Genomic DNA, 15,815 nt, shown 5'->3' with positions numbered 1-15,815 from the left:
AGGCCTACATCCTGACGAAGGAAGAGGGCGGCCGCCATACGCCGTTCTTCACCAACTACCGCCCGCAGTTCTACTTCCGCACGACGGACGTGACCGGCGTGGTGCACCTGCCTGAGGGCACCGAGATGGTGATGCCTGGCGACAACATCGCCATGGAAGTGCACCTGATCGTGCCGATCGCGATGGAGGAGAAGCTGCGCTTCGCCATCCGCGAAGGCGGCAGGACCGTCGGCGCCGGCGTCGTCGCCAGCATCATCGCCTGATCGACAGCGCGCCATCGCGTTCGGAAGGGGCGGCGGAAACGCCGCCCTTTCTTTTTGCTCACAGCCTTGTCGACATCGGTTCTTTTTCGACTTGAAATGCGCGGCGGGTTGGGGCAAAGCACTGCGCGACTACAGGGGTGTAGCTCAGTTGGTAGAGTACCGGTCTCCAAAACCGGGTGTCGCAGGTTCGAGCCCTGCCGCCCCTGCCAGTCTCGCGATCGTACTGCGATGACGCAGAACATCTACGACGACGAGACTTTTTCCAAGGTTACAGCCAGTTCCACGCTCGATCCACGGTCTTGACGGTGCGCCCGAGTGGGATGCGCTGCGCCGCCTCCTGCCGGAACTGCGCCGACATGGCCGGTCGGGCCCTATCTTGACGAAGGGCCGCGCCGGACGAACTGGCCGGCCGAGGGCATCATCAAGCAGCATAGAACTATCGGAACCTATCTCCAGTTGCTGCTGACGGCCGGATTCATCCTGACCCATCTCGAGGAATGGGGGGGCGGTCCGGATCAGGTCGGCGAACATCCGGAGTGGGCGAGGGAGCGCGAACGTCCGCCCTTCCTGCTGATCGCCTGCCGCAAGCCCGCAGCGCCCCGAGGTTGACGAGAGCGCTCGGATCAAAAGCGCTTGGCTAACGTGCCGGAGCGTTGTAAGAGGCCTCATGACGGCGCGCGGCTCCCTGAGCCCCGCGCCGCGAATCTTTCAGGACGTCCGAATCGGGCGCGGCCCGAAACCGAGGTGACCACTCAATGGCGAAGTCCAACCCCTTCCAGTTCCTGCAGGAGGTGCGCTCGGAGGCCGCGAAGGTTACCTGGCCGTCGCGGCGCGAGACACTGATCACCACCGGCCTCGTCTTGGCCATGGTCGTGGCTGCGAGCCTGTTCTTCCTCTTTACCGATACGATCATTCGCTGGTCGCTCGGTTTCATCCTTGGCGCACGCTGAGCGGAGTTTTGACGTGAGCACCCGCTGGTACATCGTCCACGCCTATTCCAACTTCGAGAACAAGGTCGCGCAGTCGATCCGCGATCAGGCGGCGCAGCGCAATCTCGCCGACAAGTTCGACGAGGTGCTGGTCCCGACCGAGAAGGTCGTCGAGGTTCGTCGTGGCCGCAAGGTGGACGCCGAGCGCAAGTTCTTCCCGGGCTACGTCCTGGTGAAGTGCGAGATGACCGACGAGGTCTATCACCTGATCAAGAACACGCCGAAGGTCACCGGCTTCCTGGGGGCCGACAAGGCCAAGCCCATGCCGATCCCCGAGCATGAGGCGATGCGGATCAAGGGCCAGGTCGCCGAGGGCATCGAACGCCCGAAGCCGACGGTGGTCTTCGAGGTCGGCGAGCAGGTCAAGGTTGCCGACGGCCCCTTCGCCTCGTTCAACGGTGTCGTCGAGGACGTCGATCACGCACGCGCCCGCCTCAAGGTCGCGGTCTCGATCTTCGGCCGCGCCACGCCGGTCGAGCTCGAATACGGCCAGGTCGAGAAGATCTGATCGCGCTCTTGCACGAGGGCCGCATTTTTCTGCGGCAGCTTGTTGGTTAAGGCACTTTTAAGCGATGCTGACGCAAGGTCCGCGCCGAAAATCCGGCGCGGGCTTGCATGTTTCCGAAGAGCTTCAAGGCAACTGTCGGTCAGCGTCTTGCCGTCTGGGGCGCGCTGCTTGGTCTTGTTGCGCTTCTCCTTGCCGCCGCCGATGTCGTCAGCTCGATCCGCCTGACGCAATTCTCGCGGGATCTGGTGGCGTATGCTGGCGCGGGTGATGCGCTCGCCCAGGCCGATTCCGCCTATCAGCGGCTGAACGCCTCGCTTCTGTCCGATAGCGGGCCGCCCGCGGAGAAAGCCGATATCGAAGTGGTGGCGCGGAGCGTCGCCGATATCGCCATGCGCCTTCACGGCTCCGTCCATGCGCGCGCGCAGGAGGCTGTCGATCTTCTCGGAGAGCTGTCGGGGCAGGTCGGATCGGACCATATCGGAGCGCGCGAATCGCTGAAGCGGCTCGCCGCGAAGCGCAACGAACTGCGCGTCGCCTTGAACGAGGGCATGACCGAGGTCAGCGGTCGGCTGGCTCTGCATGTCGACAACGCCCGGCAGAACAAGCTGCTGCTGTCGCTGCTCGGCATGTTGCTGGTCGTTCTCGTCATCGCGCTGGAATATCGCTGGCTGGTGCGGCCGATCACCGGGATGGCGCGCGCCCTGGGCTCGGTCGAGCGGGACCGGGCCTGGATCGGCAAGCTGGCGATCCGGCGCGATGAGATCGGCATGCTGGCGCGGGCGCTGCTGGCCCATCTGCGCGGCGAGCAGGCCCAGCAGGAGGCGGCCAAACAGCGTCTCGAGGTGCTGTCGCACGAGGTCGAGCGGCGTGACCGTCTCCAATTGCAGGGGCAGGCCTTCCAGCAGCGCATCGCTTCGATTGCAACGGTGCTGGAGCAACATGCGGCGCGCATGTCGGGCGCGTCGGGCGAACTCGCACGCTTTTCGGGCTCCGTGGACGAGCGAGCGGCCGCCGCAGCCGGCTCGACGCAGCGGGCCTCGACCCATGTCGATGATGTCTCGCGCTCGCTGATCGATATCTCGCGCCTGTTGACGACGACGGCTGGCGAGGCACAGCGGACGACCGAGGTTGCGACCGCCGCCAAGGTGCTGGTCGAGGAGGCCACGGCCGATACGGTGGTGCTATGCGAGGCGGTTGGGGCAATTTCGGAGATCATCAAGATCATCGGTACGGTCGCGAACCAGACCAATCTGCTCGCACTCAACGCCACGATCGAGGCGGCCCGGGCCGGAGAGAGCGGCCGCGGCTTCGCCGTGGTTGCAGCCGAGGTCAAGCAGCTGGCAAACCGCTCCGCCGAAGCGACCTATCAGGTCCGGAGCGGGCTCGATTCGATCAATGTCGCGGCTCAGCGCATCACCATGCGGGTCGGTGCGCTGGTCACCTCGGTCAACCAGGTGGAGCGCGCTGCCGATTCGATCGCCGATCTGGCGCGCAAGCAGGATGCGAGCTCTCGCTCGATCAGCGAGAGCACAAGCAAGACCGCCGGCGATGTCCGCCTCGTGGCTGATCAGGTCGAACAGGTCGCCGGCATGGTCGAGGACTGGCGTCGGACTGCCGAGACGGTCACGCACGCGTCTGCCGATCTCGGCCGCCAGGCTGCCGAACTCCGTCAGACCGTCGATGGCTTCATGTCTGAGACCCAACGGATGCGCGCATGACCATGTCGATATCGCCGTCCCGGGAGGGGCTTGTGTTGGGCGCCGCCGCGCATCGCGCGGGGCAACGCAGCTTCCCGTTCCTGGCAAAGCTGCTGCACTGGGCCACCGCGGTGCTGGTCCTCGTGCTCTTCTGCTCCGGTGTCTTGATGAAGCAGATCGGCGATGGGCCGATGGCGGACACGCTCTACGCCTTGCATAAGACGACCGGTGCGGGGCTGTTCGGGCTCGTGCTCTTCCGCATGGCCTACAGGGTGCTGGCGCGCCTGACCGGACACTGGCGGGAAGGGGGCGGAGACAGGGCGGTCCACGGCGTGCTCTATGCCGCGCTGATCATCGTGCCGATGCTCGGCTGGGCCGGCGTGTCCGATTTTGGTGCGCGGGAACTCGCCCTTGGCCTGACGCTGCCGGCGATCTGGCCGGAAGGGGCCGGCTATTCCGAGCCACTGCTCAAAAGCCATGCCTGGCTTGCCTTCGTCCTGATGGGGCTGGTCGTCTTGCACATCGGCATTGCGCTCGGCGACTATGTCCAGCGGGGTGCGGGGCGCCCTTCAAGGGCGGCCGCGAAGATGCCGCAGCGCGAAAGCTCTTCCCCTTCGTTCACGAGTATGCCATAGGCCGCGCCTCACATGCGTGGAAGGCGTGCCGGTTTGCCAACCGGAAGTCCTCGCCGCACCACGCTCTGCAACCACCCCGGCCCGGGACGCTTTTTGTCCGGGAGGGGTCGTCGTCGTTCCGGTAGGCACCGGTTCGGACGGCAGGAGCAGCCATCATGGCAAAGAAGATCACGGGCTACGTGAAGCTTCAGGTTCCGGCGGGCGCGGCCAATCCGTCGCCGCCGATCGGTCCGGCGCTGGGTCAGCGCGGCCTCAACATCATGGAATTCTGCAAGGCCTTCAATGCGAAGACCGCGCAGATGGAAAAGGGCATGCCGATCCCGGTGATCATCACCGCGTATCAGGATCGCTCCTTCACCTTCGAGATGAAGCAGCCGCCGGTTTCGTACTTCCTCAAGAAGGCGGCCGGCCTGACCTCGGGTTCGAAGACCCCGGGTCGCGGCGGCAATGTCGGCAAGGTCACCTCGGCGCAGCTCAAGGAGATCGCCGAGAAGAAGATGGCCGATCTGAACTGCGATAACGTCGAATCGGCCGTGGCCATGATCCGGGGTTCTGCCCGGTCCATGGGCCTGGAAGTCGTGGGCTGAGGGGAACGGATCAATGGCACACGTCGGAAAACGCGTCGTCAAGGCCCGTGAGGGCATCGACCGCACCAAGCTCTACCCGCTCACCGAAGCCGTTGCCCTGATCAAGGGCCGCGCCACCGCCAAGTTCGACGAGACCGTCGAAGTTGCGATGAATCTCGGTGTCGATCCGCGTCACGCCGACCAGATGGTCCGTGGCGTCTGCAACCTGCCGAACGGCTCGGGCCGCGTCCTGCGCGTCGCCGTGTTCGCTCGTGGCGCCAAGGCCGAGGAGGCCAAGAAGGCCGGGGCCGACGTCGTTGGCGCCGAGGAGCTGGTCGACATCGTCTCGAAGGGCACGATCGACTTCGATCGCTGCATCGCGACCCCGGACATGATGCCGCTCGTCGGCCGCCTCGGTAAGGTGCTCGGCCCGCGCGGCCTGATGCCGAACCCGAAGGTCGGGACGGTGACCATGGACGTGACCAGCGCGGTTGCTGCCTCCAAGGGTGGCTCGGTCGAGTTCCGCGTCGAGAAGGCCGGCATCGTGCATGCTGCCGTCGGCAAGGTCTCGTTCACGGCTGAGAAGCTCGAAGAGAACATCCGTGCCTTCGCGGATTCGGTTGCCAAGGCGAAGCCCGCCGGCGCCAAGGGCACCTATGTCCAGCGCGTCGCGATCTCCTCGACCATGGGTCCGGGCGTCAAGATCGAGCCGAACACGGTTCTGGGCGGCTGATAGGCTTCCATGCGGCCGGCTTCCCGCCGGCCGCAAGCTCGTCTTGATCTCGCGGGATCAAGACACCACTTGGCAGAAGCGAGGGAAGTCGCTATGACATCCCGATGTTTCCATAAGTGATCAGGGCTTCCGCGTGCTTTGCACGAGGAGGTCCGTTTCGCGTTTTTCGACGGTTTACCGTCGAAGAATGGGTTTTTCGGGCGTGCGGAGCGATCTTCGCGCCGGAATCACCCAGTCCTGTCTGAGACTGCAGGTGCGCTTCGGGTTCGCCCGAGGGCATAATTTCGCCAAGAGGCCTGCATAGACGGTGCAAGAGCTTACCCGAGGTCGAGAGACCTCGAGACGGTTCGAACCATCTCGCCCGACCGTGGCTGATGCCGGGGAAGGGGACAGGGCACTGAGCGTCGCGCATGTGACCGGCCGGTGTCAATCGGCCTAGCCTGCGCGACAAGTGCAACTGGCGGCAAGGTTTCGTCTTGCCGCCTACCGGAGAGAGCCCAGTGGAAAGAGCGGCAAAGAATGATGCCGTCGCGACACTGAACGGCGTGTTCGCAAACACGTCGGTCGTTGTCGTGGCCCACTATGCGGGCTTGACGGTGGCACAGTTCCAGAAGCTTCGTCGTGAGATGAAGGCCAATGGCGCCACTGTGAAGGTCGCAAAGAACCGGCTGGCCAAGATCGCTCTTGAAGGCACCGACGTCGCGTCCATCAGCCCCCTGCTGAAGGGCCCCACCCTGATCGCTTATTCCAGCGATCCGGTCGCGGCGCCGAAGGTCGCCGTCGCTTTCGCCAAGGACAATGACAAGCTTGTCATCCTCGGTGGCGCGATGGGCAAGACCTCCCTGAACCCCGATGGTGTCAAGGCCCTGGCCACGATGCCCTCGCTCGACGAACTGCGCGCCAAGTTGCTCGGCCTTCTCCAGGCCCCGGCAACCAAGATCGCCCAGCTCTCGACCGCGCCTGCTGCAAAGCTCGCTCGCGTGTTTCAGGCATATGCCGACAAGGATGCGGCCTGAGGCCGTCTGCCAACCTGATCAACGTTCGAACCTCTTTATCGTAGGAACATACCATGGCTGATCTTGCTAAGCTCGTTGACGAGCTGTCCTCCCTGACCGTCCTCGAGGCCGCTGACCTCGCCAAGCTTCTCGAAGAGAAGTGGGGCGTTTCTGCCGCTGCCGCCGTCGCCGTTGCGGCTGGCCCGGCCGGTGGCGCTCCGGCTGCCGCTGTTGAAGAGCAGACCGAGTTCACTGTCGTTCTCGCCGCCGCCGGCGACAAGAAGATCGAAGTGATCAAGGAAGTCCGCGCCATCACCGGTCTCGGCCTGAAGGAAGCCAAGGATCTGGTGGAAGCCGCTCCGAAGCCGCTCAAGGAAGGCGTGACCAAGGACGAGGCCGAGAAGCTCAAGAAGCAGCTCGAGGCCGTCGGCGCCAAGGTCGAGCTCAAGTGAGCAGGGCCGGCTGATGCCGGTCCGACCCTAGTCGTACACGACAGTCCCGGGGCGGTCTTCCGCCTCCGGGGCTGTTGCGTCGTTTCCGGCAAGCGGAATGCGGCGCAAGGAATGCAAGAGGCTTTCCGGGGCACGAGCCCCATCGGGAAGGCCAGTTCAGTTGATGTCGGCGCGCCGAAGCGCCGAACGGCTCCCCCGGCGGCCTGTGGCTGCCAAGACTGGTCCGTGAGCGGGCCGCCGGGTGAGCCGTCCGAGAGAGATCGCGAGGAACAACATGGTCAATTCGCTCCAGGGCCGCAGACGCGTCCGCAAGTTCTTCGGAAAACTCAAGGAAGTCGCGCAGATGCCGAACCTCATCGAGGTTCAGAAGGCGTCTTACGACCAGTTCCTGATGGTGGACGAGCCCAAGGGCGGCCGCTCCGACGAGGGCTTGCAGTCCGTCTTCAAGTCGGTGTTCCCGATCGGCGATTTCGCTGGCGCTTCGCTGCTTGAATTCGTGAAATACACCTTCGAGCCGCCGAAATACGACGTCGACGAATGCCGTCAGCGCGGCATGACCTTCTCGGCCCCGCTCAAGGTAACGCTGCGCCTGATCGTGTTCGATATCGATCCCGACACCCAGGCGAAGTCGGTCAAGGACATCAAGGAGCAGGATGTCTACATGGGCGACATGCCGCTCATGACGGATAACGGCACCTTCATCGTCAACGGCACCGAGCGCGTCATCGTCTCGCAGATGCACCGCTCGCCGGGCGTGTTCTTCGATCACGACAAGGGCAAGACCCATTCGTCGGGCAAGCTGCTCTTTGCCGCGCGCATCATCCCCTATCGCGGCTCCTGGCTGGACATCGAGTTCGACGCCAAGGACATCGTCTACGCGCGTATCGACCGGAAGCGTAAGATCCCGGTGACGTCGCTGCTGTTCGCCCTCGGCATGGACGGCGAGGAGATCCTCAGCCGCTTCTACAACCACATCGCCTACGCCAAGGATAAGCAGGGCTGGCGCGTTCCCTATGACGCCGAGCGCATGAAGGGCTTCAAGGCGACGGTCGACATGATCGACGCCGACACCGGCGAGGTCGTGGTCGAGGCCGGCAAGAAGCTGGTCGCCCGTACCGCCCGCCAGCTCGCCGAGAAGGGCCTGAAGTTCCTGCGCGCCACCGACGAGGATCTCTACGGCCAGTACATTGCCGAGGATCTGGTCAATCCGGCGACCGGCGAGGTCTTCGCCGAGGCGGGCGAGGAGATCAGCGAGAAGCTGCTCAAGCTCCTGACCGATGAAGGTTTCGACGAGATCCCGGTGCTGGATATCGACCACATCACGGTCGGTCCCTACATCCGCAACACGCTCAACGTGGACAAGAACTCGCGCCGCGAGGAAGCGCTGTTCGACATCTACCGCGTGATGCGTCCCGGCGAGCCGCCGACGCTCGAGACCGCCGAGAACATGTTCCAGTCGCTGTTCTTCGACTCGGAGCGCTACGACCTTTCGGCCGTCGGTCGCGTGAAGATGAACATGCGTCTCGATCTCGACGCCGAGGACACCGTGCGCATCCTGCGCAAGGAGGACATCTTCGCGGTCGTCAAGGCGCTGGTCGACCTGCGCGACGGCAAGGGCGAGATCGACGACATCGACCATCTCGGCAACCGCCGTGTGCGCTCGGTCGGCGAGCTCATGGAGAACCAGTACCGCCTGGGCCTGCTGCGCATGGAGCGCGCCATCAAGGAGCGCATGTCGTCGGTCGATATCGACACGGTGATGCCGCAGGACCTGATCAACGCCAAGCCGGCGGCTGCCGCCGTGCGCGAGTTCTTCGGCTCGTCGCAGCTCTCGCAGTTCATGGACCAGACGAACCCGCTTTCGGAAGTCACTCACAAGCGCCGTCTTTCGGCGCTTGGCCCAGGTGGTCTGACCCGCGAGCGCGCCGGCTTCGAGGTGCGCGACGTGCACCCGACCCATTACGGCCGCATCTGCCCGATCGAAACGCCGGAAGGTCCGAATATCGGACTGATCAACTCGCTCGCCACCTTCGCGCGGGTGAACAAGTACGGCTTCATCGAGAGCCCCTACCGCCGCATCCGCGACGGCCAGCTCACCGACGAGATCATCTATCTCTCGGCGATGGAGGAGGCGAAGTACAACGTCGCCCAGGCGAACGCCGCGACCGATGCGAGCGGCCGTCTGACCGACGACCTGATCGTTTGCCGCCGCGCCGGTGAAGTCATCGTCACGCCGGTCGACAAGGTCGACTTCATGGACGTGTCCCCGAAGCAGCTCGTTTCGGTCGCCGCCGCGCTGATCCCGTTCCTTGAGAACGACGACGCCAACCGCGCGCTGATGGGCTCGAACATGCAGCGCCAGGCGGTGCCGCTGGTTCGTGCCGACGCGCCCTTCGTCGGCACCGGCATGGAAGCGGTCGTCGCCCGTGACTCGGGTGCCGCCATCGCTGCCCGGCGCGCCGGCGTCGTCGACCAGGTCGACGCGACGCGTATCGTTATCCGCGCCTCCGACGAGATGGACCCGACCAAGCCGGGCGTCGACATCTACCGTCTGCAGAAGTTCCAGCGCTCGAACCAGTCGACCTGCATCACGCAGCGTCCGCTGGTGCGCGTCGGCGACATGATCAAGAAGGGCGACATCGTCGCCGACGGCCCGTCGACGGAGCTCGGCGAACTGGCTCTCGGCCGCAACGTGCTCGTCGCGTTCATGCCGTGGAACGGCTACAACTTCGAGGACTCGATCCTGCTCTCGGAGAAGATCGTCTCGGAAGACATCTTCACCTCGATCCATATCGAGGAATTCGAGGTCATGGCCCGCGATACGAAGCTGGGCCCTGAGGAAATCACGCGCGACATTCCGAACGTTTCGGAAGAGGCGCTGAAGAACCTCGACGAAGCCGGCATCGTCTATATCGGCGCGGAAGTCGCTGCGGGCGACATCCTGGTCGGCAAGATCACGCCGAAGGGCGAAAGCCCGATGACGCCGGAAGAGAAGCTTCTGCGCGCCATCTTCGGCGAGAAGGCTTCGGATGTCCGCGACACCTCGCTGCGTGTTCCGCCGGGCGTGCAGGGCACCATCGTCGAAGTGCGCGTGTTCAATCGCCACGGCGTCGACAAGGACGAGCGCGCCCAGGCGATCGAGCGCGAGGAGATCGAGCGTCTTGCCAAGGACCGCGACGACGAGCAGGCGATCCTGGACCGCAACACCTTTGCGCGTCTGGCCGAGATCCTGACCGGCAAGACCGGCCTTGCTGGTCCGAAGGGCTTCAAGAAGGACACGGTCATCACCCGCGAGGGAATGAGCGAGTTCCCGCGTTCGCAGTGGTGGTTGTTCGCCGTCGGCGACGACGCCCTGATGACCGAAATCGAGGCGATGCGGAAGCAGTACGACGAGTCGAAGAAGCGCCTCGAGCAGCGCTTCCTCGACAAGGTCGAGAAGCTGCAGCGCGGCGACGAACTGCCTCCGGGCGTGATGAAGATGGTCAAGGTCTTCGTCGCCGTGAAGCGCAAGATCCAGCCGGGCGACAAGATGGCCGGCCGTCACGGAAACAAGGGCGTCGTCTCGCGCATCGTTCCCGCCGAGGACATGCCCTTCCTCGAGGACGGAACCCATGCCGACATCGTGCTGAACCCGCTCGGCGTGCCGAGCCGCATGAATGTCGGTCAGATCCTGGAGACCCATCTGGGCTGGGCCGCTGCCGGTCTCGGCAAGCAGATCGCCAAGGCCATCGACGTCTACAAGAAGGCGCATGACGGCAAGGCTCTGCGGGCAAGCTTCGAGGCCGTGTATGGCGACAACGAGATCGTTGCGTCGATGGACGATGCGGAGCTGGTCGAGATGGGCCAGAACCTGCGCCGCGGCGTTCCGATCGCGACCCCGGTCTTCAACGGCGCCAAGGAGTCGGACATCGAGCATCTGCTCGAGCAGGCGGGGCTCAACAAGTCCGGTCAGGTCACGCTCTATGACGGACGGACCGGCGAGCCCTTCGATCGCAAGGTCACGGTCGGCTACATCTACATGCTGAAGCTGCACCACCTGGTCGACGACAAGATCCACGCGCGTTCGATCGGCCCGTACTCGCTCGTTACCCAGCAGCCGCTGGGCGGCAAGGCGCAGTTCGGCGGTCAGCGCTTCGGCGAAATGGAGGTCTGGGCGCTCGAAGCCTACGGCGCCGCCTACACCCTTCAGGAAATGCTGACGGTGAAGTCGGACGACGTGGCGGGCCGCACCAAGGTCTACGAGTCGATCGTGCGCGGCGAGGACAATTTCGAGGCGGGCATCCCCGAGAGCTTCAACGTTCTCGTCAAGGAAATGCGCTCGCTCGGCCTCAATGTCGAATTGATCAGCAACAAGCAGAAGCCGGGCGAATTGCCGCCGGCCGAAGCTGCCGAATAAGGGGGCGGGCCCAAACGGGCCGCCTCGAGACGAACACAGCATGCCGGCGACACTCACGCCGCCGGCTTATTCGCATGATGGCCGGGCAGGGCGGTTCACTCCCCCGCCGGCGGCAGGAGACAGGCGATGAAGCAAGAGGTCATGAACCTTTTCGGCCAGCAGCCGACACAGCAGGCGTTCGACGCGATCAAGATTTCGATCGCGAGCCCGGAAAAGATCCTGTCGTGGTCCTATGGCGAGATCAAGAAGCCCGAGACCATCAACTACCGTACCTTCAAGCCCGAGCGCGACGGCCTGTTTTGCGCCCGCATCTTTGGGCCGATCAAGGACTACGAGTGCTTGTGCGGCAAGTACAAGCGCATGAAGTTCAAGGGCGTGATCTGCGAGAAGTGCGGCGTCGAAGTGACGCTCGCACGCGTCCGACGCGAGCGCATGGGCCATATCGAACTCGCCGCTCCGGTTGCCCATATCTGGTTCCTGAAGTCGCTGCCGTCGCGCATCGGCCTGCTGATGGACATGCCGCTCAAGGAGCTCGAGCGGGTGCTCTATTTCGAGTCGTATGTCGTCATCGAGCCGGGCCTGACGCCCCTCAAGGACCGTCAGCTCCTGTCCGAGGAGGAGTATGTCCGCTGCCAGGAAGAGTATGGCGCTGACACCTTCACGGCGATGATCGGCGCGGAAGCCATCCGCGAGATGCTGCGCGCGCTCGATCTCGACAAGATCAACATGGATCTGAAGCACGAGATCGCGACGACGACCTCGGAGCTGAAGCCCAAGAAGCTGATGAAGCGCCTCAAGATCATCGAGGCGTTCCAGGAATCCGGCAACAAGCCGGAATGGATGGTGATGACCATCGTTCCGGTGATCCCGCCCGATCTGCGTCCGCTGGTGCCGCTGGATGGCGGCCGCTTCGCGACCTCGGATCTGAACGATCTCTATCGCCGCGTCATCAACCGCAATAACCGCTTGAAGCGCCTGATCGAGCTGCGTGCGCCGGACATCATCATCCGCAACGAGAAGCGGATGCTGCAGGAATCGGTCGACGCATTGTTCGACAACGGCCGCCGCGGCCGCGTCATCACGGGTGCCAACAAGCGCCCGCTGAAGTCGCTCGCCGACATGCTGAAGGGCAAGCAGGGCCGCTTCCGGCAGAACCTGCTGGGCAAGCGCGTCGACTATTCCGGCCGTTCGGTCATCGTCGTCGGCCCGGAGATGAAGCTGCACCAGTGCGGCCTGCCGAAGAAGATGGCGCTCGAGCTGTTCAAGCCGTTCATCTATGCGCGTCTCGATGCGAAGGGCTACTCGACCACGGTCAAGCAGGCCAAGAAGCTGGTCGAGAAGGAGAAGCCGGAAGTCTGGGATATCCTGGACGAGGTCATCCGCGAGCATCCGGTGCTGCTGAACCGCGCTCCGACGCTGCACCGTCTCGGCATCCAGGCCTTCGAGCCGGTGCTGATCGAAGGCAAGGCGATCCAGCTTCACCCGCTGGTCTGCGCCGCGTTCAACGCCGACTTCGACGGCGACCAGATGGCCGTGCACGTCCCGCTGTCGCTCGAGGCGCAGCTGGAAGCGCGCGTGCTGATGATGTCGACCAACAACATCCTGCACCCGGCGAACGGCCAGCCGATCATCGTGCCGTCGCAGGATATCGTGCTCGGCCTGTATTACCTCTCGATCATCTCGGATGGCGAGCCGGGCCAGGGCAAGATCTTCGGCGATTTCGGCGAACTCGAATATGCGCTGCACGAGAAGGTCGTGACGCTGCATTCGAAGATCAAATATCGCTGGACCGGCGTCGGCCAGGACGGCAAGTCCTACACCAAGATCTACGACACCACGCCCGGCCGCGTGATCCTCTCGACCGCGCTGCCTGAGCACCCGGCCGTGACCTTCGACGTCGTCAATCGCCTGATGACGAAGAAGGAGATCTCCGGAATGATCGACGCCGTCTATCGCGGCTGCGGTCAGAAGGAATCGGTCATCTTCTGCGATCGCGTCATGGGCCTCGGCTTCAAGCACGCCTTCAAGGCCGGCATCTCCTTCGGCAAGGACGACATGGTCGTGCCGGAGAACAAGTGGGAGATCGTCGACACCACCCGTGCGCTCGCCAAGGACTACGAGCAGCAGTACCAGGACGGCCTGATCACTCAGGGCGAGAAGTACAACAAGGTCGTCGACGCCTGGGCGAAGTGCTCCGACAAGCTCGCCCAGGAGATGATGGCGCGCATCTCGACCGTTAAGAAGGACGAGAACGGCCGCGATAAGCCGATCAACTCGATCTACATGATGAGCCACTCGGGTGCCCGTGGTTCGCCGGCCCAGATGCGCCAGCTCGCCGCCATGCGCGGCCTGATGGCCAAGCCGTCCGGCGAGATCATCGAGAGCCCGATCATCTCGAACTTCAAGGAAGGCCTGGACGTGCTCGAGTACTTCAACTCGACGCACGGTGCCCGTAAGGGTCTGGCCGATACCGCGCTCAAGACGGCAAACTCGGGTTATCTCACCCGCCGTCTCGTCGACGTGGCGCAGGATGCCATCATCTCCGAGGTCGATTGCGGCTCGGATAACGGCATCAAGATGCGCGCCATCATCGATGCCGGTCAGGTCGTGGCTTCGCTCGGCATCCGCATCCTCGGCCGCTCTGCGGCGGAAGATGTCACGGACATCGATGGCAACGTCCTCGTGCCGAAGGGTACGATGATCGAGGAAAGCCATATCGAGAAGATCAACGCCGCCGGCGTCCAGGAGGTGAAGATCCGTTCGGTTCTCACCTGCGAGACCAAGAACGGCGTCTGCGCCACCTGCTACGGGCGCGATCTTGCCCGCGGCACGCCCGTCAACATGGGTGAGGCGGTCGGCGTCATCGCGGCACAATCGATCGGCGAGCCGGGCACGCAGCTCACCATGCGTACCTTCCACATCGGCGGCGCGGCGACGATCGCGGACCAGTCGTTCATCGAGTCCAATTTCGAGGGCACGGTGAAGATCCGCAACCGCAATGCGGCGCGCAACTCGGATGGTGACCTGATCGCCATGGCGCGCAACATCGCCATCGTGATCGTCGGTCCGGACGGCGCCGAGCGCGCGGTGCACCGTGTCCAGTTCGGCTCGAAGATGCGGGTCGACGAAGGCGACAAGGTCAAGCGCGGCCAGCGCCTGGCGGAGTGGGATCCCTATTCCCGCCCGATCCTGGCCGAGGTGGACGGCTCTGTCGGCTACGAGGATCTCGTGGACGGCATGTCGATCACCGAGACGACGGACGAGGCGACCGGCATCAGCAAGCGCGTCGTCATCGACTGGCGTGGGTCGGCCCGGACGTCGGATCTGCGTCCGGCGATCACGGTGCACGGCCCTGACGGCAAGGTTGCGAAGCTCGCCCGCGGTGGCGAAGCCCGCTACATCCTGCCCGTCGACGGCATCATCTCGATGGAGCCGGGCCAGATGACCAAGGCAGGCGACGTGCTCGCCCGTGTCTCGACCGACTCGGCCAAGACCCGTGACATCACCGGCGGTCTGCCGCGGGTGGCGGAACTGTTCGAGGCACGTCGTCCGAAGGATGCGGCGATCATCGCCGAGAAGGCCGGTGTCATCGGCTTCGGCAAGGACTACAAGAACAAGCGCCGGGTCACGTTGACCCCGCATGACGGCTCGGACGGGCTCGAGTACCTGATCCCGAAGGGCAAGCACATCCATCTCCAGGACGGCGACGTCGTCGAGATGGGCGACTACATCCTGGACGGCAATCCGGCTCCGCACGACATCCTGGCGATCAAGGGCGTCGAAGAGCTCGCGGCTTATCTCGTCAACGAGATCCAGGAGGTCTATCGCCTCCAGGGCGTGGGCATCAACGACAAGCACATCGAGGTCATCGTCCGGCAGATGCTGCAGAAGATCGAGATCACCGAGTCCGGTGATACCGACATCATCACGGGCGACCAGATCGATCGGATCGAACTGGAGGAGATCAACGCCAAGATGCGCGAAGAGGGCAAGAAGCCGGCCAGCGGCGTTCCGGTCCTGCTCGGCATCACCAAGGCGAGCTTGCAGACGCGCTCCTTCATCTCGGCGGCGTCGTTCCAGGAGACCACCCGCGTCCTCACCGAGGCGGCGGTCAACGGCAAGTACGATACCCTTGAAGGCCTCAAGGAGAACGTCATCGTCGGCTCGCTCATCCCGGCCGGCACGGGCGCCCAGGTTGCCCGTATCAAGCAGGTGGCGTTGCGCCGCGACGATCTGATCGTCGGCCAGAAGGCGGATGCGGCGGCCAAGGCTGCAGCTGCTGCGGCCGTGCTTCCGGCGGCCGAATAAGGCGCTGCAGAACACGACTTGCGAAAGGGCCGCCTTCGGGCGGCCCTTCTCTTTTGGGGCGGTAGGAGTCAAGCAAAAGCGCCCACGGCGGGGTCATAGAGCCCGCCGTCGATCGCTTTGGGTGATTATCCGACAAGCCTCTGCGCCACGCTGCGCGATAATGAGTTCCCGCCAGGGGTCTGGCTTCTCTGCGAAGTCGGCGCTGAGCCGCTTCATGATCGGGTCGGATGGAGAGGCGTCTCAATCTTTTTATCGAGCTGCCAGCCTGGACTG

At 64.1% G+C, this 15,815-nt stretch carries 12 protein-coding genes, 1 tRNA gene and 1 pseudogene; all 14 read left to right on the top strand.

Features of this window, described 5'->3' with window-relative positions; all coding sequences use genetic code 11:
• On the top strand, nt 1–263 hold a 263-nt coding region (locus tag AC1DGP_RS33930; protein WP_476833181.1), incomplete at its 5' end, for an EF-Tu C-terminal domain-related protein.
• 133 nt (nt 264–396) lie between these two features.
• Nucleotides 397–472 (top strand) — tRNA-Trp (locus AC1DGP_RS33925).
• A 19-nt stretch (nt 473–491) separates the two neighbouring features.
• A pseudogene (locus tag AC1DGP_RS33920) lies at nt 492–612 on the top strand (class I SAM-dependent methyltransferase); the annotation flags it as partial.
• Nucleotides 579–872 (top strand): hypothetical protein, encoded by a 294-nt coding sequence (locus AC1DGP_RS33915; protein WP_441508655.1) that lies wholly within the window; start codon nt 579–581, stop codon nt 870–872. The pseudogene AC1DGP_RS33920 and the gene AC1DGP_RS33915, both read left to right, overlap by 34 nt.
• Before the next feature lie 146 nt (nt 873–1,018).
• A complete protein-coding gene (secE, locus tag AC1DGP_RS33910) occupies nt 1,019–1,213 on the top strand; it encodes a preprotein translocase subunit SecE (protein ID WP_043237138.1) in 195 nt (64 codons plus the stop codon).
• 13 nt (nt 1,214–1,226) lie between these two features.
• Nucleotides 1,227–1,760, top strand: a complete 534-nt coding sequence (gene nusG / locus AC1DGP_RS33905; RefSeq protein ID WP_043237137.1) for a transcription termination/antitermination protein NusG — start codon at nt 1,227–1,229, stop codon at nt 1,758–1,760.
• A 107-nt stretch (nt 1,761–1,867) separates the two neighbouring features.
• On the top strand, nt 1,868–3,478 hold the full coding sequence (locus AC1DGP_RS33900; RefSeq protein WP_476833180.1) for a methyl-accepting chemotaxis protein: 1,611 nt from the start codon (nt 1,868–1,870) through the stop codon (nt 3,476–3,478).
• Nucleotides 3,475–4,092, top strand: coding sequence for a cytochrome b (locus tag AC1DGP_RS33895; protein WP_476833179.1), 618 nt, complete (start codon nt 3,475–3,477; stop codon nt 4,090–4,092). The genes AC1DGP_RS33900 and AC1DGP_RS33895 overlap by 4 nt, the downstream gene beginning before the upstream one ends.
• Before the next feature lie 155 nt (nt 4,093–4,247).
• Entirely contained in the window at nt 4,248–4,679 is a 432-nt protein-coding gene (gene rplK, locus AC1DGP_RS33890) for a 50S ribosomal protein L11 (protein ID WP_069880157.1), read from the top strand.
• A 13-nt stretch (nt 4,680–4,692) separates the two neighbouring features.
• Nucleotides 4,693–5,391, top strand: coding sequence for a 50S ribosomal protein L1 (rplA, locus tag AC1DGP_RS33885; protein WP_043237132.1), 699 nt, complete (start codon nt 4,693–4,695; stop codon nt 5,389–5,391).
• A 500-nt stretch (nt 5,392–5,891) separates the two neighbouring features.
• The gene (gene rplJ, locus AC1DGP_RS33880) at nt 5,892–6,407 is read left to right on the top strand and encodes a 50S ribosomal protein L10 (RefSeq protein ID WP_043237131.1); all 516 of its coding nucleotides are present in this window, start codon (nt 5,892–5,894) and stop codon (nt 6,405–6,407) included.
• Nucleotides 6,408–6,460: 53 nt separating this feature from the next.
• Nucleotides 6,461–6,838, top strand: a complete 378-nt coding sequence (gene rplL / locus AC1DGP_RS33875) for a 50S ribosomal protein L7/L12 (RefSeq protein WP_043237129.1) — start codon at nt 6,461–6,463, stop codon at nt 6,836–6,838.
• A 274-nt stretch (nt 6,839–7,112) separates the two neighbouring features.
• Nucleotides 7,113–11,234 carry a DNA-directed RNA polymerase subunit beta gene (gene rpoB / locus AC1DGP_RS33870; RefSeq protein ID WP_441508632.1) on the top strand — a complete coding sequence of 1,374 codons (4,122 nt, stop codon included), beginning with the start codon at nt 7,113–7,115 and terminating at the stop codon, nt 11,232–11,234.
• A 126-nt stretch (nt 11,235–11,360) separates the two neighbouring features.
• Nucleotides 11,361–15,542: a DNA-directed RNA polymerase subunit beta' gene (gene rpoC, locus AC1DGP_RS33865; protein WP_069880160.1), complete on the top strand. Its 4,182-nt coding sequence runs from the start codon at nt 11,361–11,363 to the stop codon at nt 15,540–15,542.
• Nucleotides 15,543–15,815 lie beyond the last annotated feature (273 nt).

The sequence above is a fragment of the Allobosea sp. 05T433 genome, assembly GCF_056396065.1.
Note: the sequence above shows the minus strand (reverse complement) of the source record. Positions and strands in the feature narration are given on the sequence as shown.

Coding starts and splice junctions, on each gene's coding strand:
- secE (WP_043237138.1), top strand. CDS start 1,019: ATGGCGAAGTCCAACCCCTTCCAGTTCCTGCAGGAGGTGCGCTCGGAG.
- AC1DGP_RS33900 (WP_476833180.1), top strand. CDS start 1,868: ATGTTTCCGAAGAGCTTCAAGGCAACTGTCGGTCAGCGTCTTGCCGTC.
- AC1DGP_RS33895 (WP_476833179.1), top strand. CDS start 3,475: ATGACCATGTCGATATCGCCGTCCCGGGAGGGGCTTGTGTTGGGCGCC.
- rplK (WP_069880157.1), top strand. CDS start 4,248: ATGGCAAAGAAGATCACGGGCTACGTGAAGCTTCAGGTTCCGGCGGGC.
- rplA (WP_043237132.1), top strand. CDS start 4,693: ATGGCACACGTCGGAAAACGCGTCGTCAAGGCCCGTGAGGGCATCGAC.
- rplL (WP_043237129.1), top strand. CDS start 6,461: ATGGCTGATCTTGCTAAGCTCGTTGACGAGCTGTCCTCCCTGACCGTC.
- rpoB (WP_441508632.1), top strand. CDS start 7,113: ATGGTCAATTCGCTCCAGGGCCGCAGACGCGTCCGCAAGTTCTTCGGA.
- rpoC (WP_069880160.1), top strand. CDS start 11,361: ATGAAGCAAGAGGTCATGAACCTTTTCGGCCAGCAGCCGACACAGCAG.